Annotated in this window: 19 protein-coding genes; 10 read left to right on the top strand and 9 right to left on the bottom strand. The window is 70.9% G+C overall.

Translation table 11 applies throughout. The features are described from left to right. Positions 1-185 precede the first annotated feature (185 nt). Together ABZ893_RS05495 and ABZ893_RS05490 are read left to right on the top strand one after the other, a co-directional pair. The gene (locus tag ABZ893_RS05495; RefSeq protein ID WP_361397128.1) at positions 186-1,109 is read left to right on the top strand and encodes an LLM class F420-dependent oxidoreductase; all 924 of its coding nucleotides are present in this window, start codon (positions 186-188) and stop codon (positions 1,107-1,109) included. A gap of 303 nt (positions 1,110-1,412) precedes the next feature. Then, complete coding sequence (locus tag ABZ893_RS05490) at positions 1,413-1,802, top strand: hypothetical protein (RefSeq protein ID WP_361397125.1); 390 nt, start codon at positions 1,413-1,415, stop codon at positions 1,800-1,802. A 154-nt stretch (positions 1,803-1,956) separates the two neighbouring features. On the opposite strand, the gene ABZ893_RS05485 is transcribed toward ABZ893_RS05490, so the two are convergent. The 4 genes from ABZ893_RS05485 to ABZ893_RS05470 form a co-directional block, all read right to left on the bottom strand. Further along, positions 1,957-2,469, bottom strand: coding sequence for a DinB family protein (locus tag ABZ893_RS05485; protein WP_361397121.1), 513 nt, complete (start codon positions 2,467-2,469; stop codon positions 1,957-1,959). A 76-nt stretch (positions 2,470-2,545) separates the two neighbouring features. Next, positions 2,546-3,358, bottom strand: coding sequence for an amino acid ABC transporter ATP-binding protein (locus ABZ893_RS05480; protein ID WP_361397118.1), 813 nt, complete (start codon positions 3,356-3,358; stop codon positions 2,546-2,548). An 87-nt stretch (positions 3,359-3,445) separates the two neighbouring features. Continuing rightward, positions 3,446-4,294: an amino acid ABC transporter permease gene (locus tag ABZ893_RS05475; RefSeq protein ID WP_361397115.1), complete on the bottom strand. Its 849-nt coding sequence runs from the start codon at positions 4,292-4,294 to the stop codon at positions 3,446-3,448. Next, the gene (locus ABZ893_RS05470; protein ID WP_361397729.1) at positions 4,291-5,067 is read right to left on the bottom strand and encodes an ABC transporter substrate-binding protein; all 777 of its coding nucleotides are present in this window, start codon (positions 5,065-5,067) and stop codon (positions 4,291-4,293) included. The genes ABZ893_RS05475 and ABZ893_RS05470 overlap by 4 nt, the downstream gene beginning before the upstream one ends. 333 nt (positions 5,068-5,400) lie before the next feature. Here ABZ893_RS05470 and ABZ893_RS05465 point away from each other — a divergent pair, with 333 nt between their 5' ends. The 4 genes from ABZ893_RS05465 to argF all read left to right on the top strand — a co-directional run bounded on the left by ABZ893_RS05465 (position 5,401) and on the right by argF (position 12,640). Next, on the top strand, positions 5,401-6,927 hold the full coding sequence (locus ABZ893_RS05465; RefSeq protein WP_361397112.1) for a 3' terminal RNA ribose 2'-O-methyltransferase Hen1: 1,527 nt from the start codon (positions 5,401-5,403) through the stop codon (positions 6,925-6,927). After that, entirely contained in the window at positions 6,924-9,482 is a 2,559-nt protein-coding gene (locus ABZ893_RS05460) for a polynucleotide kinase-phosphatase (protein ID WP_361397109.1), read from the top strand. The genes ABZ893_RS05465 and ABZ893_RS05460 overlap by 4 nt, the downstream gene beginning before the upstream one ends. Before the next feature lie 776 nt (positions 9,483-10,258). Further along, a complete protein-coding gene (locus ABZ893_RS05455) occupies positions 10,259-11,482 on the top strand; it encodes an arginine deiminase (protein ID WP_361397106.1) in 1,224 nt (407 codons plus the stop codon). A gap of 150 nt (positions 11,483-11,632) precedes the next feature. Next, entirely contained in the window at positions 11,633-12,640 is a 1,008-nt protein-coding gene (argF, locus tag ABZ893_RS05450; protein ID WP_361397103.1) for an ornithine carbamoyltransferase, read from the top strand. Positions 12,641-12,832: 192 nt separating this feature from the next. Here argF and ABZ893_RS05445 read toward each other — a convergent pair whose 3' ends face one another. Beyond that, positions 12,833-13,285, bottom strand: coding sequence for an ATP-binding protein (locus ABZ893_RS05445; RefSeq protein ID WP_361397726.1), 453 nt, complete (start codon positions 13,283-13,285; stop codon positions 12,833-12,835). Between the two features lie 239 nt (positions 13,286-13,524). On the opposite strand from ABZ893_RS05445, the gene ABZ893_RS05440 reads away from it, so the two are divergent. Both ABZ893_RS05440 and ABZ893_RS05435 read left to right on the top strand, forming a co-directional pair. Next, positions 13,525-14,352 carry an enoyl-CoA hydratase family protein gene (locus tag ABZ893_RS05440; RefSeq protein WP_361397100.1) on the top strand — a complete coding sequence of 276 codons (828 nt, stop codon included), beginning with the start codon at positions 13,525-13,527 and terminating at the stop codon, positions 14,350-14,352. A 2-nt stretch (positions 14,353-14,354) separates the two neighbouring features. Then, on the top strand, positions 14,355-16,631 hold the full coding sequence (locus tag ABZ893_RS05435) for a bifunctional salicylyl-CoA 5-hydroxylase/oxidoreductase (protein ID WP_361397723.1): 2,277 nt from the start codon (positions 14,355-14,357) through the stop codon (positions 16,629-16,631). 99 nt (positions 16,632-16,730) lie between these two features. Here ABZ893_RS05435 and ABZ893_RS05430 read toward each other — a convergent pair whose 3' ends face one another. The 3 genes from ABZ893_RS05430 to ABZ893_RS05420 form a co-directional block, all read right to left on the bottom strand. Next, the gene (locus ABZ893_RS05430; RefSeq protein WP_361397097.1) at positions 16,731-17,630 is read right to left on the bottom strand and encodes an aldo/keto reductase; all 900 of its coding nucleotides are present in this window, start codon (positions 17,628-17,630) and stop codon (positions 16,731-16,733) included. Positions 17,631-18,079: 449 nt separating this feature from the next. After that, positions 18,080-18,907, bottom strand: coding sequence for a PaaX family transcriptional regulator C-terminal domain-containing protein (locus ABZ893_RS05425; RefSeq protein ID WP_361397095.1), 828 nt, complete (start codon positions 18,905-18,907; stop codon positions 18,080-18,082). 4 nt (positions 18,908-18,911) lie between these two features. Beyond that, a complete protein-coding gene (locus tag ABZ893_RS05420) occupies positions 18,912-20,537 on the bottom strand; it encodes an AMP-binding protein (protein WP_361397093.1) in 1,626 nt (541 codons plus the stop codon). A gap of 243 nt (positions 20,538-20,780) precedes the next feature. Between ABZ893_RS05420 and ABZ893_RS05415 the strand changes: the two genes are divergently transcribed. After that, on the top strand, positions 20,781-21,932 hold the full coding sequence (locus ABZ893_RS05415; protein WP_361397090.1) for an acyl-CoA dehydrogenase family protein: 1,152 nt from the start codon (positions 20,781-20,783) through the stop codon (positions 21,930-21,932). Next, the gene (locus tag ABZ893_RS05410) at positions 21,929-22,345 is read left to right on the top strand and encodes a RidA family protein (RefSeq protein ID WP_361397087.1); all 417 of its coding nucleotides are present in this window, start codon (positions 21,929-21,931) and stop codon (positions 22,343-22,345) included. The genes ABZ893_RS05415 and ABZ893_RS05410 overlap by 4 nt, the downstream gene beginning before the upstream one ends. Before the next feature lie 39 nt (positions 22,346-22,384). On the opposite strand, the gene ABZ893_RS05405 is transcribed toward ABZ893_RS05410, so the two are convergent. Further along, entirely contained in the window at positions 22,385-23,425 is a 1,041-nt protein-coding gene (locus ABZ893_RS05405; RefSeq protein WP_361397721.1) for an NAD(P)-dependent alcohol dehydrogenase, read from the bottom strand. Positions 23,426-23,490: the final 65 nt, after the last annotated feature.

The following is a 23,490-nucleotide window of genomic DNA, read 5'->3' as shown; positions in this document are numbered from 1 at the left end:
GCAGTGACCGCCGGGTGCGGGTGCCGGGCGGTCCGGCTCCGCCCGAGCAACGATCACTCGCGTCGGCCGGTCACTGGCGAGACCCGCCGTCAGGCGCGGGTTGACGGATATTCACTCGACCGGGGTGGGCTCGGCCCGGCGGGATCAGCCGGGTTGACGCACAGGTGAGCGTGCAGGATGGAGGTATGGATCTTCGAATTTTCACGGAACCCCAGCAAGGGGCCACCTACGACACTCTTCTGACCGTGGCCAAGGCGACCGAGGACCTGGGCTTCGACGCCTTCTTCCGCTCTGACCACTATGTGCCCATGGGCTCGTCCGACGGTCTCCCCGGACCGACGGACGCCTGGATCACCCTCGCCGGGCTCGCCCGTGAGACCCGGCGGATCCGGCTCGGCACACTGATGACGGCCGGCACGTTTCGGCTGCCGGGTGTGCTCGCGATCCAGGTCGCCCAGGTCGACCAGATGTCGGGCGGCCGGATCGAACTCGGCCTGGGCGCGGGCTGGTTCGAGGAGGAGCACCGGGCGTACGGCATCCCGTTCCCCAAGGAGAAGTTCCCGCGCCTGGAAGAGCAGCTGGCGATCGTCACCGGCCTGTGGGGCACCGAGGTCGGCTGCACGTTCAGCTACGACGGCACGTACTACCAGCTCACGGACTCACCCGCACTGCCGAAGCCCGCGCAGCAGAAGGTGCCCGTCCTGATCGGCGGGCACGGCGCGACGCGGACCCCGAAGCTCGCGGCGCGGTACGCGGACGAGTTCAACATCCCGTTCGCGTCGATCGAGGACAGCGAGCGGCAGTTCGGCCGGGTAAGGGCCGCCGCCGAGGAGGCCGGGCGCAAGGGCAGCGACCTGGTGTACTCGAACGCGCTCGTGGCCTGCGTCGGCAAGGACGACCGGGAGGTGGCGCGCCGGGCCGCCGCGATCGGCCGCGACGTCGACGAGCTCAAGGCGAACGGCCTGGCCGGCTCGCCGGACGAGGTCGTCGACCGGATCAGCCGGTACGCGGCGATCGGCTCGCAACGGGTGTACCTGCAGATCCTGGATCTGGACGACCTCGACCACCTGGAGCTGATCTCCGCGCGGGTGCAGACGCAACTGGGGTGAGGGGGCGGGGGGAGGGGGAGGGGGGCTGGCCCCGGTGCCGGCCCCCCCGCCGGGGCGCAGGACGGGTGGGCCGCCAACCCGTCGCCGGGGTGCCGGGGTGCCGGGAAGTCGTACCGGCGGTCGCCCGTGCCGCATCAAACAACTCTTGCCCTGTAGTGACGTGACGCGTCGTGGGGGCGGCCAGGATCCGGTTGACGCTTCGCATCAGACCGGCGGCCTTGTGGGCGGAGACCAAAACGATCTCGGGCACACTCGTTCTCGTTTCCGACGGCACCCTTTGGACCACACCACCAGGAGGAACCAGTGTCAGACCCGCAACCGCTCACCCCCGAGGAGAGGCTCGCGGACGCGAAGAAGCGGTTGGGCCTCCCGCGTATCGTCGTGATCTGCGGCTCCACCCGCTTCATGACCGAGATGACCGAGGCCGATCTGCGGGAGACCAAAGCCGGAAAGATTGTCGTCAAGCCGGGTTGCGACATGAAGTCACCGCACGAACTCTGGTCTGATCCTGTCGAGGCCGAGGCGCTGAAGGTTCGACTCGACGATCTGCACCGGGCGAAGATCCGGCTCGCTGATGAGGTGCTCGTAGTCGGCGACTACATCGGAGACAGCACCCGAGCCGAAATCGCCTACGCCCGGTCGCTGGGCAAGCCCGTGCGCTTCACTCACCCCGAAGTCGACCATGACGCCTGACCGCCCTCCCCCTGTCACCTCGACAACCAGGGCCGGCAGCCCGCCGCCTGACCGTCATGCGGTGGTTTCGGCCGTAGCCCACCCCACACCCCTGCGGGCATCCCTTGGAATTGATCATCTAGACCGTGGACAACAGCGTCGAGCTGATCCGGCGCTACACGCCGGTGGTGCCGTCGATGCGTTCGCGGACCAGGTCGGCGTGGCCGTTGTGGCGGGCGTACTCCTCGATCATGTGGACGTAGATCCAGCGAAGGCTGACGTCCTGTTCCATGAAGCGGCCCGTATCGGTCAGGGCGCGTTCGGCGCAGTGCTCGCGGGCGCGGGCGATCTCTGCTTGCCAGGTCGCGAGGGCATCGCTCAGAGTGGCGCCCTCGGCCACGTCGAACCCGCCGTCGGGGGCGTCCGGGTCGGCCTGCGGGTCGTGGATGGGCGGGGCCTGTTCTCCGGCGAACACGCGGCGGAACCAGTTCCGTTCCACCTCAGCCATGTGCTGGACCAGGCCGGTCAGCGTGAAGCCGGACGGCGGCACGGACGCCGCGGCGGCCTGCTCGTCGTCCAGCCCCTCGCACTTCATGGCCAGTGTGGTGCGGTGAAAGTCGAGCCAGCTTTCCAGCGTCGTGCGTTCGTCGGCGTTCAGGGGCGGGATGGGGCGATCGATGGCGCTCATCGGTTGATTATCGTCAGCGTCCGAAACCGCAGACAGGTAGGGCGGCACTACAGGGCGAACGTTGCCTGATGCGGCGCTAGTCCGTAGGCGGGGTGTCGGTGTCGGTCGGGTGGAGGATGCGGGAGAGGAAGGAGCGGGTGCGCTGGTGTTGGGGGTTGCCGAGGACTTCGTCGGGGGTGCCCTCCTCGACGATGACGCCGTCGTCCATGAAGACGACCCGGTCGGCGACCTCGCGGGCGAAGGCCATTTCGTGGGTGACGACCATCATCGTCATGCCCTCGTCGGCGAGGCCGCGCATCACGCCCAGGACGTCGCCCACGAGTTCGGGGTCGAGCGCGCTCGTGGGCTCGTCGAAGAGCATCAGTTCGGGGTTCATGGACAGGGCGCGGGCGATGGCGACGCGTTGTTGCTGGCCGCCGGAGAGCTGGGAGGGGTAGCTGGACTCACGGTCCGCGAGACCTACACGGGCGAGGTTGTGCCGGGCCGTGCGGGCCGACTCGTCCTTGCCCCGGCCGAGGACCCGGCGCTGGGCGATGGTCAGGTTCTCGAGGACGTTCAGATGAGGGAAGAGGTTGAACTGCTGGAAGACCATGCCGATACGACGGCGCACCCGGTCGATGTCCACGTCCGGGTCGGTGATGTCGATGCCGCCGACGACCACACGCCCCGCCGAGGGCTCCTCCAGTAGATTCGCGCAGCGCAGCAGCGTGGACTTGCCCGAGCCCGACGGGCCGATGACGCAGACCACCTCACCGGGGTCGATGGTGAAGTCGATGCCGCGCAGGACCTCCAGGTCACCGAAGGACTTGTGCAGCCCGTGGATCTCGATGGCGGTGCCGGAGGCGGTGGCCTCGCCGGACCGGGCGGCCGGGATCGCGCCGGTCTTCATAGGGGTGCCCCCTTCATGGCTGGGTCGGCGGCCGTCAGCAGCGGGCGCCGTGTCTGTGGGCGGCAGCCCATCAGTGGGACTCATCAGTCACCTCGCCTTCGCATGGCGCGCTTCGAGGCGGCGTACGACATAGCCCAGCGGGACGGTGATGAGCAGGTAGCACAGGCCCGCGACGAAGATCGGCGTCGTGTTGGCGGTCTCGCTGGCCAGGTCGCGGCCGAACTTGGTGAGTTCGCGGGTCTCCAGCGAGACCCCGAGGAAGAGGACCAGGGAGGAGTCCTTGAAGAGGAGCACCAGTTCGTTGGTGAGCGGGGGAACGATGACGCGGAACGCCTGGGGGATGACGATGGAGCGCATGGCCAGGCCGTGCGACATGCCGAGCGTCCGCGCCGCCTCCAGCTGGCCCCGGGGTACGGCCTGGATGCCGGCGCGGATCGTCTCCGCCATGTACGCGGCGGCCACCAGACCGAGGGCGAGCGCGACCTGCCCGTAGACGCCGCCCGGGATGGTGGTGCCGGGGAAGGCGAGCGGCACGCCGACCCCGATGAAGATGAAGATCAGCAGGGCGGGCAGGCCGCGGAAGATCTCGATGTAGACGGAGGCGATCCAGCGGTACGGGGCCACCGAGGACAGCCGCATCAGCGCGATGACCAGACCGAGGACCAGGCCGACGCCGAAACCCGACAGGGTGTAGAGGATCGTGTTGGTCAGGGCGACGGTCAGCAGGTCGGGGAACATTCGGCGGGCGACCGACAACTGGAGGAACTGGTGCTGGAGTTGCTGCCAGTCGGCCAGGGAGACCAGGATCCCGAGGACCACGACCAGGAGTACGTACTGCGCCGCCTGGACGAGGCGGCGCCGGCGTCGGGGCGAGAGCCCGGGCCGCGGGTCCGCCGGGGCGGGTCCCGCCTCGGCGGTCGGTGTCCGCGTGGTCACTGGGCCGCCGCTCCCTCAGGCATAGGGCCGATCCACTTCTCGTACAGCTTCTTGTACGTGCCGTCCTTCTTCGCGTCGCCGATGGCCTTGTCGATGGCGGCGAGGAGCTTGGGGTTGCCGCCCTTCTTCACCGCGAAGCCGTACTGCTCACCGGTCTTGACGGTGCCGACGAGCTCGAACTTGGCGGCGTTCGCCGGGTCCTTGAGCCAGTCCTGGACCACGGGGTAGTCCTGGATGATCACGTCGGCCTGGCCGGTGCGCAGCCCGTTGAGTTCGGCGTCCGAGCTCTCGAACGACTGCGGGTCGAGTCCCTTCGCGTGCGCCAGGTCCTCACCCGTGGTCGACGACTGCGACCCCATTTTCAGCTTCTTGCTCTTGATGTCCGCGAGCGTCTTCGCGTCGACGCCCTTGCGGGCGAGGAGTGCCTGGTCGGCGTCGAAGTAGGGGACGGAGAAGTCGAGGTTCTGCTTGCGCTCGGGGGTGATCGTCATGGCGGCGGCGGCCACGTCGCAGACGCCCGCGTTCAGGTCGGCGCCTGTCTTGATCGTCTCGAAGGACTTGTCGATGATCTGCTGCTTGACGCCGAGATCCTTGGCCGCGAGGTCGATCACGGCGACGTCGAAGCCGACGACCTTGCCGTTCTTCTCCATCTGGAACGGCGGGTACGGCAGGTGGGTGCAGGTGGTCAGCTGACCGGCCTTGACCAGTTTCACGCCGTCCGCCGTGGTCGTGGTCTTGCTGCCGCCGCCGCACGCGGTCGCGGTGAGGGCCAGGCAGGCGGTGAGGGCGAGCGGGGTGGCGCGGCGGACGATTCTTGATCCGTACGGGTTCACGGGCTTCCCCTTCGGGGTGGCGGGACGAGCGCACTGGGTCGGGACGGGCTGCGGCCTGGAGCGGAGCACGTGCGGACGCGGACCGGGGGTGGGGTCCGGCGGTGATCTCGAACAGCGGGGTTGGCACACCCTGCATCAACTGGGCCCAGAAAGTCCAGAGTTGAGTTTCTTCACCCATTCCCTGCAATTTCTTGCCGTCGGCGCATGTTTGCTTCGCGGCACCACCGAAAAACTCGCTGGTCAGCCGCACGCATTCCGGACAGACTCAAAGATGTGTTCCTGACGATCAGCACGACCGGCACCCCTGAACGCCCCGCGACCGACCTCGGATTTCTGCTGCACAAGCATCCCGACAACGTGCAGGCGTTCTCCACCTCGCACGGAACCGCGCACGTCCTCTACCCCGAGGCGTCCGCGGAGCGCTGCACCGCGGCGCTGCTCCTCGAGGTGGATCCGGTCGCGCTTGTACGCAGCGGTAAGGGCAAGGGCCGCGGCGGCGCTCCCGACGCCGCGCTCGCGCAGTACGTGAACGACCGGCCGTACGCCGCTTCGTCCCTGCTCGCCGTGGCCATAGGCAGCGTGTTCTCCAGCGCCCTGCACGGGAAGTGCAAGGCCCGGCCCGAGCGCGCCGCCCGGCCCATGCCGCTGCGTATCGAGGTGCCCGCCGTGCCCGCGCGCGGCGGCGCCGAACTGGTGCGTCGCCTCTTCGCACCGCTCGGCTGGACCACGGTGAAGGCGGACCCGGTGCCGCTCGACGAGCAGTTCCCCGAGTGGGGCGACTCGCGCTACGTGCGGCTCGTCCTGGAGGGCGAGCTGCGCCTGTCCGACGCGCTGCGGCACCTGTACGTACTGCTCCCGGTGCTCGACGACGCCAAGCACTACTGGGTCTCCGCCGACGAGGTCGACAAGCTGCTGCGGGCGGGCGAGGGCTGGCTGCCCACGCACCCCGAGCAGAAGCTGATCACCAGCCGCTACCTCGCGCGCCGCTGGTCGCTGACCCGTAGCGCCATGGAGCGCCTGGAGCTGGTACGGCTCGCCGACACGGACGACACCGACGTGGCCGACATCGACAACGCGGTGGAGGAGGTGCCGGACGAGGCGTCGGGCGGCGAGCACGCTGAGGAGAAGCCCGAGGCCAAGGGCGACGAGAAGCCCGTACTCCTGGCGGCCGCCCGTCGCGCCGCCATCGTCGCCGCTCTTACGGCGGCCGGCGCGGGTCGCGTGCTCGATCTCGGTTGCGGGCAGGGCCAGTTGGTGCAGGAGCTGCTCAAGGACCCCCGGTTCACGGAGGTCGTGGGTGTCGACGTATCCATGCGCGCCCTGACCGTCGCCGCCCGCCGGATCGGGATCGACCGGATGGGCGAGCGGCAGGCCTCCCGGGTCACCCTGCTCCAGGGCTCGCTCGCCTACACCGACAAGCGGCTCAAGGGGTACGACGCGGCTGTGCTCAGCGAGGTGATCGAGCACGTCGACCTGCCCCGGCTGCCCGCGCTCGTCCACGCGGTGTTCGGCGCCGCGCGGCCGAGGACCGTCCTCGTGACGACGCCGAACGTCGAGTACAACGTCCGCTGGGAGACGCTCCCGGCCGGGCAGGTCCGGCACGGCGACCATCGCTTCGAGTGGACCCGCACGGAGTTCCGTAAGTGGGCCGGTGAGGTGGCCGAACTCCACGGCTACACAGTGGAGTTCGTGCCGGTCGGCCCCGACGACCCCGAGGTCGGCCCGCCCACCCAGATGGCCGTGTTCACCCTGACCGACCCCCACCACGCCCAGTCACCGAAGGAGGCGAAGGCCGCATGACCAGTCCCAGCTCTACCCCCAGTCACCCCACGCGCACGCTCCCCGTCACCGACCTCTCCCTCGTCGTCCTCATCGGGGCCTCCGGGTCGGGCAAGTCGACGTTCGCGCGGCGGCACTTCAAGTCGACCGAGGTCGTCTCCAGCGACTTCTGCCGGGGGCTCGTCGCCGACGACGAGAACGACCAGAGCGCCAGCCGCGACGCGTTCGACGTGCTCCACTACATCGCGGGCAAGCGCCTCGCGGCCGGGCGGCTCACCGTCGTCGACGCGACCAACGTCCAGAAGGAGAGCCGCGAGCAACTGGTCGCCCTGGCACGGCAGTACGACGTGCTGCCCATCGCCATCGTTCTCGACATCCCGGAAGACGTCTGCGCGCGGCGCAACGCGGCCCGCGCCGACCGCGCCGGGATGCCCCGCCGCGTCATCACCCGGCACACCCGCGAACTGCACCGCTCCCTGCGCCACTTGGAGCGCGAGGGCTTCCGCAAGGTCCACATCCTGCGAGGCGTGGAGGAGACCGAGAATGCTGAGGTCGTGCGGGAGAAGCGGTTCAACGACCTCACGCACCTCACCGGCCCGTTCGACATCATCGGCGACATCCACGGCTGCGCCGCCGAACTGGAGGCACTGCTCACCAAGCTCGGATACGAGGACGGCGCGCACCCCGAGGGGCGCACCGCCGTGTTCGTCGGCGACCTCGTCGACCGGGGGCCCGACTCGCCGGGGGTGCTGCGCCGGGTCATGGCGATGGTGAAGTCCGGTGACGCGCTGTGCGTGCCCGGGAACCATGAGAACAAGTTCGGCCGTTATCTGAAGGGCCGCACCGTCCAGCACACCCACGGCCTGGCCGAGACCGTCGCGCAGTTCGAGGGGGAGAGCGATGAATTCACGCAGGAGGTAAGGGAGTTCGTCGAGGGGCTCGTCAGTCACTACGTCCTCGACGGCGGCAGACTCGTCGTGTGCCACGCGGGCCTGCCCGAGAAGTACCACGGGCGCACGTCCGGACGCGTCCGCTCGCACGCGCTGTACGGGGACACGACCGGCGAGACAGACGAGTTCGGCCTGCCGGTGCGCTACCCGTGGGCGGAGGACTACCGAGGCAAGGCAGCCGTGGTCTACGGCCACACACCGGTCCCGCAGGCCACGTGGCTCAACAACACGATCTGCCTCGACACCGGCGCCGTGTTCGGCGGCAAGCTGACCGCGCTGCGCTGGCCCGAGCGCGAGCTGGTCGACGTACCGGCCCAGCAGGTCTGGTACGAGCCGGTCAGGCCGTTGCGGTCGGAGGCGCCGGGCGGGCACGACGGGCGGCCGCTCGACCTTGCCGACGTGCACGGACGGCGGACCGTCGAGACGCGGTACGGCGGGCGGATCGCGGTGCGCGAGGAGAACGCGGCGGCGGCCCTGGAGGTCATGAGCCGCTTCGCCGTCGACCCGCGCCTCGTCCCGTACCTGCCGCCGACGATGGCACCGACCGCGACGTCGCGCCGCTCCGGTTTCCTGGAGCACCCTGCCGAGGCCTTCGCCCAGTACGCGGCCGACGGGGTGGCCAGTGTGGTGTGCGAGGAGAAGCACATGGGGTCGCGCGCCGTGGCCCTGGTATGCCGGGACGCGGACGTGGCGCGCGAGCGTTTCGGCGTGGACGGCGGGCTGACCGGCGCCCTCTACACCCGTACCGGGCGCCCCTTCTTCGACGACGCGCAGGTTACGGAGGAGATCCTGGGCCGGGTGCGCGCCGCCGTGTCCGCGGCCGGGATCTGGGACGAGCTCGAGACGGACTGGCTGCTCCTCGACGCCGAGCTGATGCCCTGGTCCCTCAAGGCGTCCGGCCTGCTCCGCTCCCAGTACGCCGCCGTGGGCGCCGCCTCCGGCGCGGTGTTCCCCGGCGCGCTCGCCACGCTCGAAGCGGCGGCTGCGCGCGGTGTCGACGTGGGTGAACTCCTTGCCAGGCAGCGCGAACGGGCCGCCGACGCCGCCGCGTTCACCGACGCGTACCGGCGTTACTGCTGGACGACGGACGGTCTGGACGGGGTGCGGCTCGCGCCGTTCCAGGTGCTGGCGGCGCAGGGCAGGTCGCTGGCCGGGCTGCCGCACGACCAGCAGCTCGCCCTCATCGACCGCATGGTCGAGCACGACGAGGCTGGACTGCTGCAGACGACGCGGCGACTCTTCGTCGACACCGGCGACGAGGCGTCCGTACAGGCCGGCGTCGACTGGTGGCTCGACATGACGGGCCGGGGCGGCGAGGGCATGGTCGTGAAACCGGTCGAGCCGCTCACGCGCGACGCCAAGGGGCGACTCGTGCAACCGGGCGTCAAGGTCCGGGGCCGCGAGTACCTGCGGATCATCTACGGTCCCGAGTACACACGCCCGGACCGGCTGGAGCGGCTGCGCGGCCGCACTCTCGGGCACAAGCACTCGCTCGCGATCCGCGAGTACGCGCTCGGCCTGGAGGCGCTCGCCCGCCTCGCGGACGGCGAGCCGCTGTGGCGGATCCACGAGGCGGTGTTCGCCGTCCTGGCACTGGAGTCAGAGCCGGTGGACCCACGTCTCTGAGCGGGTCGCCTCACGGCGGTGGGCTGGTCGGCGCGGGACGGCGAGCCGGTCGCCTCACGGCCGTGAGCCGGTCGGGCCGAGGCGCTGAGCAGGTCGACCGAGACTCTGAGCTCGATCGCCTCACGGTCGTGAGCCGGTCGGCGGGAGACAGCGAGCCCGTCGACCTACGGCCCTGAGCCGGTCGACCGAGGCTCTGATTCCGCCGGCCTGAGGCGCTGAGCCCGTCGGCCCGAGGCACTTAGCCCGGGTCGGCCCGAGATGTTGAGTTCGTCGACCTACGGCCCTGAGCCGGTCGGCGCGAGACAGCGAGCCCCTCGACGTGAGGCGCTGAGCCCGGTCGACCCGAGTCTCGGAGTTGATCGACCGCGCGCCTCTGATCCCGTCGGCCCATGACCCTGAGCCGGGCGACCCGCGACTTTGATCCCGTCGACCCACGGCTCTGAGCCAGTCGAACGAGACTCTGATCCCGCCGACCTGAGGTGCTGAGCCCGGTCGGCCCGAGACGGCGAGCCCTTGCCCCACGGTCGTGAGCCGGTCGGTGCGAGACAGTGAGCCCGTCGGCCCGCGGCCCCGGCCCGGTCGGCCTGAGGCGGCGAGCCCGTCGGCCCGCGGTCGTGAGCCCGTCGGCGCGACACGACGAACCTGTCGTCCCACGGCCGTGAGCCGATCGGCCCGAGGCGGCGAGCCCCTCGTCCCGAGCGTCCGAAGGCCGGCGGAGCCTACCTCGCTCCGCGATTGCACGCGCGCCGGCCGTCCCGCCGGGGAAAGATGGGGCCATGGGATTCCACGTCGATTCCGAGGCCGGGCGGCTGCGCCGCGTCATCCTGCACCGCCCCGATCTGGAGCTCAAGCGGCTCACCCCGAGCAACAAGGACGCGCTGCTCTTCGATGACGTGCTCTGGGTGCGGCGCGCCCGGCAGGAGCACGATGGGTTCGCCGACGTGCTGCGCGACCGGGGCGTGACCGTACACCTCTTCGGAGACCTGCTCACCGAGACGCTCGCGATCCAGGGCGCCCGGTCCCTCGTCCTCGACCGGGTCTTCGACGAGAAGGAGTACGGGCCGCTCGCGACCGACCACCTCAGGGCCGCGTTCGAGACGATGCCGGCCACGGACCTGGCTTCGGCGCTGGTCGGCGGCATGACCAAGCGCGAGTTCCTGGACCGGCACGCCGAGCCGACGTCGGTCCGCTTCCACGCGATGGACCTGGACGACTTCCTCCTCGGCCCGCTCCCCAACCACCTCTTCACCCGCGACACCTCCGCCTGGATCTACGACGGAGTCTCCATCAACGCGATGCGCTGGCCCGCGCGGCAGCGCGAGACCGTCCACTTCGAGGCGATCTACCAGCACCATCCGCTCTTCCGTGACACGGACTTCCACCTCTGGTCGAAGGGCCAGGCCGACTACCCGTCCACCATCGAAGGCGGCGACGTCCTCGTCATCGGGCAGGGCGCCGTCCTCATCGGGATGAGCGAGCGGACCACCCCGCAGGCCGTCGAGATGCTGGCGCACAAGCTGTTCGCGGCGGGCTCGGCCAAGACGATCGTGGCGCTCGACATGCCGAAGCGGCGGGCGTTCATGCACCTAGACACGGTGATGACGATGGTCGACGGCGACACATTCACGCAGTACGCGGGGCTCGGGATGCTGCGCTCGTACACCATCGAACCGGGCGTGGGGGAGCGGGAATTGAAGGTCACGGACCATCCGCCCGAGCACATGCACCGGGCCATAGCCGCGGCCCTCGGCCTGAACGAGATCCGGGTCCTGACCGCCACGCAGGACGTGCACGCGGCCGAGCGGGAGCAGTGGGACGACGGGTGCAACGTGCTCGCCGTCGAGCCGGGCGTCGTCGTCGCCTACGAGCGGAACGCGACGACGAACACGTATCTGCGTAAGCAGGGCATCGAGGTCATCGAGATCCTGGGCAGTGAGCTGGGCCGGGGGAGGGGCGGCCCGCGCTGCATGAGCTGTCCGGTCGAACGGGAACCCGTATAAGCGCTGTACGGGAGCCCGTGCATCGTCGAACGGCGGCCCGCATAAGTGAACAGGGGGGACTGTATATAAATGTGGAACATCGTATAGACTTCCACTGTCCTTGAGCTCGTGCCGCCGTGCCCGAGCCCGTTTCCGACCCGAGGAGTCCCCATGGCGACAGCCCGTCCCGACCTCACCGGCCGCCACTTCCTCAAGGAGGTGGACTTCACCGCCGAGGAGTTCCGCGGCCTGGTCGACCTCGCCGCCGAACTGAAGGCGGCCAAGAAGGCGGGCACGGAGACGCGCCGCCTCGCGGGCCGGAACATCGCGCTGATCTTCGAGAAGACCTCCACCCGTACGCGCTGCGCGTTCGAGGTCGCCGCCGCAGACCAGGGCGCCTCCACGACGTACCTGGACCCGACCGGCTCGCAGATGGGCCACAAGGAGTCCATCCGGGACACGGCCCGGGTTCTCGGCCGGATGTTCGACGCGATCGAGTACCGCGGTGACAGTCAGCCCGGCGTCGAGGAGCTCGCCGCGTTCGCGGGCGTGCCCGTCTACAACGGTCTGACCGATGACTGGCACCCCACGCAGATGCTCGCCGACGTGCTCACGATGACCGAGCACAGCAGCAAGCCGCTCGCCGAGATCGCGTTCGCCTACCTCGGTGACGCCCGTTTCAACATGGGCAACTCGTACCTGGTGACCGGCGCGCTGCTCGGCATGGACGTCCGGATCGTGGCGCCGCGCGCGTACTGGCCGTCCGAGGAGATCATCGCGCAGGCCCGCAAGCTCGCCGAGACGAGCGGCGCGCGCCTCACGCTCACCGAGGACGTCGCCGAGGGCGTCGCGGGAGCCGACTTCGTCGCCACCGACATCTGGGTCTCCATGGGCGAGCCCAAGGAGGTGTGGGCCGAGCGCATCAAGGCTCTCGCCCCGTACGCGGTGACGATGGACGTGCTGCGCGCCACCGGGAACGCGGACGTCAAGTTCATGCACTGCCTGCCGGCCTTCCACGACCTGGGCACCAAGGTCGGGCGCGAGATCCACGAGACCTACGGCCTGGAATCCCTGGAGGTCACGGACGAGGTCTTCGAGTCGGCGCACTCGGTCGTCTTCGACGAGGCGGAGAACCGCCTGCACACGATCAAGGCGGTCATGGTCGCGACGCTGACCTGAGCCGGACGGGAGGCCTCCGAGGGGGGCGGGATATCAGGGCCTGGACGAGAGCCCGGGCCCTTTCCCGTGGGCCGGGGCGAGAGCTTGAGCCTGCTCCCGGGGTCCGTTTCGGTGGGCCGGGGCGAGGGCCTGGGCCCATTCCCTGAGGCCGCAGCGAGAGCGCCCCGCCCAATGCCGGCGCCCCCAGGCCCGCTACTCCGAACCAGCCCGCTGCCGCGGCACACTCGGCAGCGTGAACCACACCGCCTTGCCCGACTCGGTCGGCCGGTGCCCGCAGGACGCGGAGAGCGTACGGATCAGCAGCAGCCCCCGCCCGTGCTCCTGCAACGGGTCCGGCACCTCGGCCGGGCCCGGACGTGTCAGATCGCCCGGCGGTTCCGGGTCGCCGTCGTGCACCTCCACCTGGCAGCCCGACGGCAGCAGCTCCACCACCAGCTCGATGGGCCCCGTCGCGTGCTCGATCGCGTTCGCGACCAGCTCCGCCGTGAGCAGCTCCGCCGTGTAGCTGTCGGCGGCGGGAGATTCCAGCTCCGCCAGGGCCTTACGTATCAGCGCACGCGCGGCCGGCACCGCGGCCGCGGTGTGCGGCAGCGCGATACGCCAGGAGGTGGGGACAGGCGATATGGGCACGGCGGGTCCGTTCAGGCGGAGGTGTCCTGACAGAGGGCGACAGGGGCGGACTGGTGCGGACAGTGGGGGGCTGTCCTGGTTTCAACCACAGGAACCATACGAATGGTAAGCCGTCGGAATCGTAAGCCTTCGACCGGCCGCCATATCGCGTACTCGTGACGGAAGTCACGAACCGGTGATAACTTCATGGAGCGACGTGCCGCGCGCCGGGACGCCGCACGGTCCGCCGCCCCCGCCCGAGGAGGCCGCACGTCATGAGTCCCTTCACCGGCTCCGCACCGCGCACCGACGACTGGCGGCACCTGAGGTACGCCGTCAAAGATGGTGTCGCGACCGTCACCCTGGCCCGCCCCGACAAACTCAACGCGCTCACCTTCGGCGCCTACGCCGACCTGCGCGACCTCCTCGCCCAGCTCTCCCGCGAGCGTTCCGTACGCGCCCTCGTCCTCGCCGGCGAGGGCCGCGGTTTCTGCTCCGGCGGGGACGTCGACGAGATCATCGGCGCCACCCTCGCCATGGACACCGCCCAGCTCCTCGACTTCAACCGGATGACCGGCCAGGTCGTCCGGGCCGTACGCGAGTGCCCCTTCCCGGTGATCGCCGCCGTGCACGGGGTCGCGGCCGGGGCCGGTGCCGTCCTGGCCCTCGCCGCCGACTTCCGCGTCGCCGACCCCAGCGCCCGCTTCGCGTTCCTCTTCACCCGTGTCGGCCTGTCCGGCGGCGACATGGGCGCCGCCTATTTGCTGCCCCGCGTCGTCGGCCTCGGCCACGCGACCCGGCTCCTGATGCTGGGCGACCCCGTGCGCGCCCCCGAGGCCGAGCGCATCGGCCTGATCAGCGAGCTGACCGACGAGGGCCGCGCCGACGAGGCCGCCCAGGCCCTGGCCCGCCGCCTCGCCGACGGCCCGGCCCTCGCGCACGCCCAGACCAAGGCCCTGCTCACCAGCGAACTCGACATGCCGCTGGCCGCCTCCGTCGAACTCGACGCCTCGACCCAGGCCCTCCTGATGAACGGCGAGGACTACGCCGAGTTCCACGCGGCGTTCACGGAGAAACGCGCGCCCAAGTGGCGGGGGCGGTGACCATGCGGCCCCTGCGCGTTGCGGTCATCGGCGGCGGACCCGGCGGCCTCTACGCCGCCGCCCTCCTCAAGCGGCTCGACCCGGAACGCGACGTCACGGTCTGGGAGCGCAACGCCCCCGACGACACCTTCGGCTTCGGCGTCGTCCTCTCCGACGAGACGCTCGGCGGCATCGAGCACGCCGACCCCGTCGTCCACGCCGCGCTCCAGGCCGAGTTCGTCCGCTGGGACGACATCGACGTCGTACATCGCGGCACCCGGCACACCTCGGGCGGCCACGGCTTCGCCGCGCTCGGCCGTCGCCGGCTCCTCGAAATCCTCCACGAGCGCTGCCGCGCACTCGGCGTCCACCTCCGCTTCCGTACGGAGGCGCCGCCGGTCGGTGAACTCGCGCGTGACTACGACCTGGTCGTCGCCGCGGACGGCGTGCACAGCGCGACCCGTGGCGCCTACGCCGACGTGTTCCGGCCGCGTATCGAGGAACACCGCTGCCGCTACATCTGGCTCGCCGCCGACTTCGCCTTCGACGCGTTCCGCTTCGAGACCGCCGAGACGGAACACGGCGTGATGCAGCTCCACGGCTACCCCTATACGGCGGGCGACAGCACCGTCATCGTCGAGATGCGCGAGGAGGTCTGGCGGGCGGCCGGATTCGCCGACCTCGACATCCGCGAGTCCATCGAGCGCTGCGCCAAGATCTTCACCGAGGCGCTGGGCGGCCGGGGCCTGCGGTCCAACAACTCCGCATGGACCGCCTTCCGCACGGTCGTGAACGAGACGTGGTCCCACGGGAACCTCGTCCTCGTCGGCGACGCCGCCCACACCGCGCACTTCTCCATCGGCTCCGGCACCAAACTCGCCGTCGAGGACGCCCTCGCCCTCGCCGCCTGCCTCCAGGAACAGCCCACGACGGCCGAGGCCCTCGCCGCGTACGAGGAAGAGCGGCGGCCCGTCGTCGCGTCCACGCAGCGCGCGGCCCGCGCCAGCCTGGAGTGGTTCGAGAACCTCGGCCTCTATCTCGACCAGCCCGGCCGCCAGTTCGCGTTCAACCTGCTCACCCGCAGCCGCCGCGTCACCCACGACAACCTCCGCCTGCGCGACCCCCACTTCACCGAGGCCGTCGAACGCGACTTCGGCTGCCCGCACGGCACACCCCCCATGTTCACGCCCCTGCGCCTGCGCGAACTGACCCTGCGCAACCGGGTCGTCGTCTCGCCCATGGACATGTACTCGTCGAAGGACGGCGTCCCCGGCGACTTCCACCTCGTCCACCTGGGCGCTCGCGCGCTCGGCGGTGCCGGGCTCGTCATGACGGAAATGGTGTGCGTCAGCCCCGAGGGCCGCATCACCCCGGGCTGCGCCGGGCTCTACACGACCGAACAGGCCGAGGCCTGGCGCCGCATCGCCGACTTCGCGCACACGCAGGCACCCGGCACGGCGATCGGCGTGCAGCTCGGCCACTCGGGCCGCAAGGGCTCCACGAAGCTCATGTGGGAAGGCATAGACGAACCACTGCCTACGGGGAACTGGCCGCTGGTCGCCGCGTCCCCCCTCCCGTACCGCCCGGACAGCCAGACCCCGCACGAGCTGACCGAGGCTGAACTCGCCGATATCCGCGAGGAGTTCGTGGACGCCGCCCGCCGCGCCGCCGACGCCGGTTTCGACCTCCTCGAACTCCACTGTGCCCACGGCTACCTCCTGTCCGGCTTCCTCTCCCCGCTCACCAACCGCCGCACGGACGCGTACGGCGGCTCGCTCGCGAACCGGCTGCGCTTCCCGCTCGAAGTGTTCGACGCCGTACGCGCGGTGTGGCCGGAGGAGCGGCCCATGACGGTCCGGATCTCCGCCACGGACTGGGCGGACGGCGGCACGGACGCGGCCGACGCCGTGGAGATCGCCCGCGCGTTCGCCGCGCATGGGGCCGACGCGATCGACGTGTCGACGGGGCAGGTCGTCGCCGACGAGAAGCCTGCCTACGGGCGCTCCTACCAGGTCCCGTTCGCGGACCGGATCCGCAACGAGACGGGCGTGCCGGTCATCTCGGTCGGCGCGATCTCCTCGTGGGACGACGTCAACTCCCTGATCCTGGCCGGCCGCACCGACCTGTGCGCCCTGGCCCGCCCCCACCTCTACGACCCCCACTGGACCCTGCACGCGGCAGCGGAACAGGGCTACTCCGGTCCCGGCGCGACCTGGCCCCAGCCATACCAGGCAGGCAGCCGCCGCCCACAAACGGGCCGCCTCGACGCCCCGAAGCCGAGGCTTACGCTGGGGAGTTGAGTGACCCCGAGGCCGGGGCTCACGCGGCTGAGCCCATGGGCATGTCTCCCCGATCACGTGTGGCTGGAGCTTGCTCAATCACGAGTGACGTGCCCGGTATCAGGATCCGAGGCGGCCGATTGAATCGAGGAGCTGGAGTTCGTCCGCCGTGAGTCGGAGCGCGCCCGCTGCCACGTTGTCGACGAGGTGCTCCGGGTTGCCTGTCCCAGGGATGGCCAGCACGTGGGCACCTTGCTGCAGAATCCATGCCAGGCGGACCTGCGCAGTTGAGACGCCGTGCACGCGGGCCACAGCTTGGACCTCGTCGTGCTCGGCCCGGACGGCTCCGGACTCGCGTCCCTGACCGGCGATGGAGAAGAAGGGCACGAAGGCGATGCCGTTCTCTGCGCATGCCCGGAGCATGTCCTTTCCGCCGGATGCGTCGATGCCGTAGCGGTTCTGGACGCAGACCACCGGTGCGATCTCTTGGGCCTGGGCCAGGTGTTCTGGGCGGGCGACGGAGATGCCGAGGTTGCGGACGAGCCCGGCGTCGCGTAGTTCAGCGAGAGCTCCGAAATGCTCGCTGATGGAGTCCTGGCCCATGAGGCGCAGGTTGACCAGGTCGAGGTGGTCGCGGCCGAGTTGGCGCAGATTTTCCTCGACCTGGCCGCGCAGTTGGTCGGGCCGCGCCGAGGTGGCCCACTCGCCGCTGGCATCCCTGGCCGGGCCGACCTTGGTGGCGATGACGAGGTCGTCCGGATAGGGCGCCAGCGCCGAGTTGATCAACTCATTGGCGGAGCGCAGCCGGGAGAAGTAGAACGCTGCGGTGTCGATGTGGTTGACGCCGAGCTCGACCGCGCGCCGCAGTGCGCCGAGCGCCTGGCTGCGGCCTCTGGGAGTGCCCTGGTGGAATGCGGCGCTGCCGGTAAGGCGCATGGCGCCGAAACCGATCCGGTTGACCTTGAGGTCACCGAGCATCCATGTGCCGGCGGCTGCTGCAGAGACCGTTTGGGACGTCATCTATTCCATCAGCTCCATCTCTTCGGCCATCGCCCTTCGATAGTTCAGGCGCGGCGGTCCTGGAGTATGCGCAGGTGACAGGTGCGGCGGGAAGGCGCGGAGCGTCGGGGGAATGTCACAGCTTGACCGGGAATCCTGGCTGCGTACTCCGAGTTGTCACTGGTGATGGCTCGACCCACGAGGCGCCCCCGTCAGGAACGAAGCCAGATGAGGAGCGCGGCAGCTGTGACAGTGCCGACGCTTTGTCGGCGCTCACGCTGTCCGGCGTGCGGCGGGGAAGGCCGAGCCCCTGCCGAGGAACGCTGGGGTGTTGAGCGACACCCAAGCCGGAGCCCACACCGCCGAGCCCCGGCTCGCACGGTTGAGCCCTGCCTCACGCGCCAGGCCCCGCCTACGCGGCCGAGCCCCTCCTCACGCCACCGAGCCCCGCCTCACACAGCGGAACCCCGTCACGCCACCGACCCCACCGCCCCCGCCACAAACCCCGCCCCCTCCTCCCGCAGCCGCTCATGCAGCGCCCGGAAAACCTCCGCTGACCGCCGCCCCGGCCACCCGTCCGGCAGCAGCCCCGCCGGCAACCCCGGGTCCGCGTAAGGCAGATGACGCCAAGAGTCGAGCGCGAGCAGATAGTCCCGGTACGCCGCCTCCGGCGAGGTGTCACCCGGCGTGCGCCCCCGCCACGCCGCCAGTACCGGCTCGTGTTCGGCGAGGAACGCCTCGTGCAGCGCGGCCAGGCGGTCCAGGTCCCACCAGCGCGCCACCGCGTCCGCCGTCGCCGCGAACCCAAGGTGCTCGCCGCGGAACAGGTCGACGTAGGGGGAGAGGCCCAGGCGTTCCAGGGTGTGGCGGGTCTCCTCGTGGAGGGCCGCCGGGGCGATCCACACGCCGGGGGCCGCCGAGCCGAAGCCGAGGCCGGACAGGCGTGAGCGCAGCACGTGCCGCTTGGCGCGCTCGGACTCCGGCACGGAGAACACTGCGAGCACCCAGCCGTCCCCCTCGCCGGCCGGCGCCCCGTAGACGCGCCGGTCGCCGTCGTCCAGGAGCTGTCGCGCCGCGGACGACAGGGCGTACCCGGCGGCGCCCGTACCCGTGCGTTCCGGCAGGAGCAGCCCGCGCCGCTTGAGCCGGGACACGCAGGAGCGCACGGCGGGCGCGTCGACGCCGACCGCGCCGAGGAGGCGGATCAGCTCGGCGACCGGCACAGGGCCGGGAAAGCCGCGCCCGTACGCGCCGTAGAGGGTGACTATCAGGGACCGGGGAGTGTGCAGCTCGGACACGTGATCACTCTAGATCGCCGGTCGCGCGCAGCCGGAACCGCTGCAGCTTTCCGGTCGCCGTGCGCGGCAGCGCGTCGAGGAAGACGATCTCGCGCGGGCACTTGTACGGCGCCAGCTCGGCCATCACGAACGCGCGCAGGGCGTCCGCGTCGCGTACGGCGCCCTCGTGCAGCACGACGTACGCGACCGCGATCTGCCCGCGCTCCTCGTCGGGCCGCCCGACCACCGCGGTCTCGGTGATGTCCGGGTGCCGAAGGAGCGCGTCCTCGACCTCGGGGCCCGCGATGTTGTACCCCGCAGAAATGATCATGTCGTCGGCGCGGGCGACGTAACGGAAGTAGCCGTCGGGCTCACGGACGTACGTGTCCCCGGTGATGTTCCAGCCGCCGCGCACGTACGCCGTCTGCCGGTCGTCGGCGAGATAGCGGCAGCCGACCGGGCCGCGCACGGCGAGCAACCCCGGTTCCCCGTCAGGCACTTCGTCCCCAGAGTCGTCCACCACGCGCGCGTGCCACCCCGGCACGGGTGTGCCGGTCGTCCCGGGGCGGATCGCGTCGTCGGCGGCCGAGATGAAGATGTGCAGGAGTTCCGTGGCGCCGATGCCGTTGATGATGCGGATGCCCGTCGCCTCGTGCCAGGCGTGCCAGGTCGCGGCGGGCAGGTTCTCGCCGGCCGACACGCAGCGCCGCAGTGACGACAGGTCGTACGTGTCCAGGCCGTCGAGGAGCGCGCGGTAGGCGGTCGGCGCGGTGAACAGGACGGACACCCGGTGCTCGGCGATGGCGGACAGGAGCTGCTTGGGGTGCGCCTGTTCGAGGAGCAGCGCCGAGGCGCCGGCCCGCAGCGGGAACACGACGAGCCCGCCAAGGCCGAACGTGAAGCCGAGCGGCGGGCTCCCCGCGAACACGTCGTCCGGAGTCGGCCGCAGCACATGGCGCGAGAACGTGTCAGCGATGGCGAGGACGTCCCGGTGGAAGTGCATACACCCCTTGGGCCGCCCGGTCGTGCCCGACGTGAACGCGATGAGGGCGACGTCGTCGGAGGCGGTCGCCACGGCGTCGTACGTCTCCGGCAGCTCCCCGCCCAGCCGCAGCAGGTCGTCCGGGCCCTCCCCGCCGAACGTCGTGACGCGCAGCCCCGGCACCTCGGCCTTGACCAGGTCGTCCACGGACCGGGCGTCGCACAGCGCGTGCGTGACCCGCGCGATGTCGCAGACCGTCGCCAGCTCCTGTGCCCGCGACTGCGCGAGTACGGTGACGGCGACGGCGCCCGCCTTCATCACCGCGAGCCAACAGGCCGCGAGCCAGGGCGTGGTGGGCCCGCGCAGCAGCACCCGGTTCCCCGGCCGCACCCCGAGCTCGCCGCTGAGCAGATGCGCGATCCGGTCGACGCGACGCCGCAGCTCCCCGTACGTCCACACCTCCCCGTCACCCGTACGGAACACGGGACGCTCGGGGCCGAAACGTTCCACGGTGCGGTCGAGGAGTTCGGCCCCGCAGTTGAGCCGCTCGGGGTACCGCAGCTCGGGGAGGTCGAAGACGAGGTCGGGCCAGAGTTCGCGCGGCGGGAGATGGTCGCGCGCGAAGGTGTCGACGTGGGCCGACGGGTGCTGTGGCGGAGCGTCTGTCATGGCCGTGCGCCCCCTAGGTGTGGTGGGCTCGCGCATCGCGTGGGCGTGGTGCCGCTTGGGCGTGGTGCCCCTTGGGCGTCGTGCCGGGTAGGCGTGGTGCCGCGTGGGCGTCGTGGTGGCTCGCGCATCGAGTTGGCTTCGTGCTCGCGCAACGAGCGTATCGTGATGGTGACGACAGTCAACGGTCCGCGATACCGTGACGGGGTCGGCCCGAGCCGCCGGCGAACCGGGAGGCGCCGCCAGATGACCGGATCCACCGAAGTTCCGTCTGTTTCGTCAGCTCCTTCAGCATTTTCACTCGACTCCGCCCAGACCGCCTGGTGTGCGGAGCTGCGCACGCTCGCGGCCGAGCGGCTCGCGCCCCTCGCGGAGAAGGGCGAACCGGGGAAGGTGAACAGGGCGCTCGTCGCGGAACTCGGCAGGCTCGGGCTCCTGGAGCGGCTCTTCCGATCCGGCGCCCTCGACCTCTGCCTGATGCGCGAGTCCCTCGCCCGCGTCTGCACCGAGGCCGAGACCGCGCTCGCCCTCCAGGGGCTGGGCGCCCACCCCGTACACGCCCACGGCACCGAAGCGCAGCGCGCCCGCTGGCTCCCGCGTGTGAGCGAGGGCAGCGCCGTCGCCGCGTTCGCCCTGAGTGAGCCGGGCGCGGGTTCCGATGCGGCCGCCCTCGCCCTGCGCGCCGAGCCCGACGGCGCCGGGGCCTGGCGCCTGACCGGCGAGAAGACCTGGATCTCGAACGCGCCGGAGGCCGACTTCTACACCGTCTTCGCCCGCACCGATCAGGACGCGGGCGCCCGGGGTGTCACCGCCTTCCTCGTCCCCGCCGACCGGCCCGGACTCACGGGGCGCCCCCTGGACATGCTGTCCCCGCACCCCATCGGCAGCCTCGCCTTCGACGCCGTACCGGTCACGGCGGACGACCTGCTCGGCGAGCCGGACCGCGGCTTCCGCGTCGCGATGACCACCCTGAACCTGTTCCGCCCCAGCGTCGGCGCCTTCGCCGTCGGCATGGCACAGGCCGCGCTCGACGCGACCATCACGCACACCGCCCAACGCGACGCGTTCGGCGGCAAGTTGAAGGACCTCCAGACCGTCGCCCACCAGGTAGCCGACCTCGCCCTGCGGACCGAAGCCGCCCGCCTCATGGTCTACGCGGCGGCGTCGGCGTACGACGCGGGAGCACCGGACGTCCCGCAGCGCGCCGCGATGGCGAAACTCCTGGCCACCGAGACCGCCCAGCACGTCGTCGACACGGCCGTCCAGCTGCACGGCGCCCGCGCCCTGCAACGCGGCCACCTCCTCGAACACCTCTACCGAGAGGTCCGCGCACCCCGCATCTACGAGGGCGCCAGCGAGGTCCAACGCGCCATCATCGCCAAGGAGTTGTACGCGTGAGCAGCAGCAACCCGGAGCCGTTGGAACGCATCAACCCGCCCGAACTCTCCCCGCCCACCGGCTTCTCGCACGCCGTCACCGCCACCGGCGGCCGCCTCGTCTTCCTCGCCGGCCAGACCGCCCTCGACGCCGACGGCAAGGTCACCGGCGACACGCTCCCCGAGCAGTTCGAGCGCGCCCTGACGAACCTGCTCACCGCCCTGCGTCACGCCGGCGGCACCCCCAGCGCCCTCGCCCGCGTCACCGTCTACGCCACCGACGTCGCCGCATACCGCGCTCACGCCCGCGAACTCGGCCGTATCTGGCGGGAGTTGGCGGGCCGCGACTACCCGGCGATGGCGGTGATCGGCACGACCCGCCTCTGGGACGAACAGGCGATGATCGAACTGGACGGGGTGGCGGTCCTGCCGTAAGCAAGGGTCCGCCACCCTCAGCCGGTCATACCCCAGCCGTCACTCCTGCGGCAGAATCACGGCCCGCCCCCGCACCGCCCCCGAGTGCAGCCGCTCGTACGCCGTCGGCGCCTCGTCGATCTTGTACGTCTCGGTGTGCACGGAGATGACCCCGGCCCGCGCCAGGTCGAGCACCTCGAGCAGCTCGCCCCGGCTGCCCCAGTACGGCGACGTCACCGACGCCTCGTACGCCGTCGTGCCGAAGCCGACCGGGAGGCTGCCGCCGCCGAGACCGACGATCGTGACATCGCCCTCGATCGCCACACAGCCGCCCGCGGTGGCCGCCGTGGGCCCGGCTCCGACGAAGTCGAAGACGGCCTCGGCACCCTTGCCGCCGGTCAACTTCCGTACCGCGTCCACGGATTCGGCGTTGGACAGGATCGCCTCATGGGCGCCCACCTCGCGGGCGAGCGCCAGCTTCTCCTCGCTCACGTCGAGGGCGATGACGCGGGCGGGGGACAGGGCGCGCAGGATCTGGATCGCGACGTGCCCGAGCCCGCCCGTACCGATCACGACGGCCGTCGACCCCGGCACCAGCTTGGGCAGGGACCGCTTGATCGCGTGGTACGGAGTCAGTCCCGCGTCGGTCAGCGGCACGGCCTGCACCGGGTCGAGGTCGCCGAGCGGCACGAGATGCCGGGCGTCGTCGACGATCATGTACTCGGCCATGGCGCCGGGCGAGCCGAGTCCGGGCGGGTTGATGCCGAGCTCCTTGGCGCGCAGGCAGTAGTTCTCCTTGCCCTCCGCGCACTTGGCGCAGGAGCCGCAGCCCCACGGCCCGTACACGGCGACGGCGTCGCCGACCTCGAAGGCGACGACGCCGTCACCCACGGCGGCGACGGTGCCGACGCCCTCGTGGCCGAGGATCAGCGGCAGCGGGAAGGTCAGCGCCTCGGCCGGCCAGCTCATCACCGCGATGTCGGAGTGGCAGACACCCGCGGCCGTCACCTTCAGCAGCAGCTGGCCGGGGCCGGGGACGGGCACGGGTACCTGCACGACTTCGGGAGCGGCACCCACCGCGCGGTACTGGACGGCCTTCATCAGCTCGGACATCGTGCGTTCCTCCCGAGAGTGGTGGGGCGGCCGGACGGCCGCCCTCCGCTAGA

The sequence above is a fragment of the Streptomyces sp. NPDC046821 genome (assembly GCF_040645335.1).
Classification (GTDB): domain Bacteria; phylum Actinomycetota; class Actinomycetes; order Streptomycetales; family Streptomycetaceae; genus Streptomyces.
Note: the sequence above shows the minus strand (reverse complement) of the source record. Positions and strands in the feature narration are given on the sequence as shown.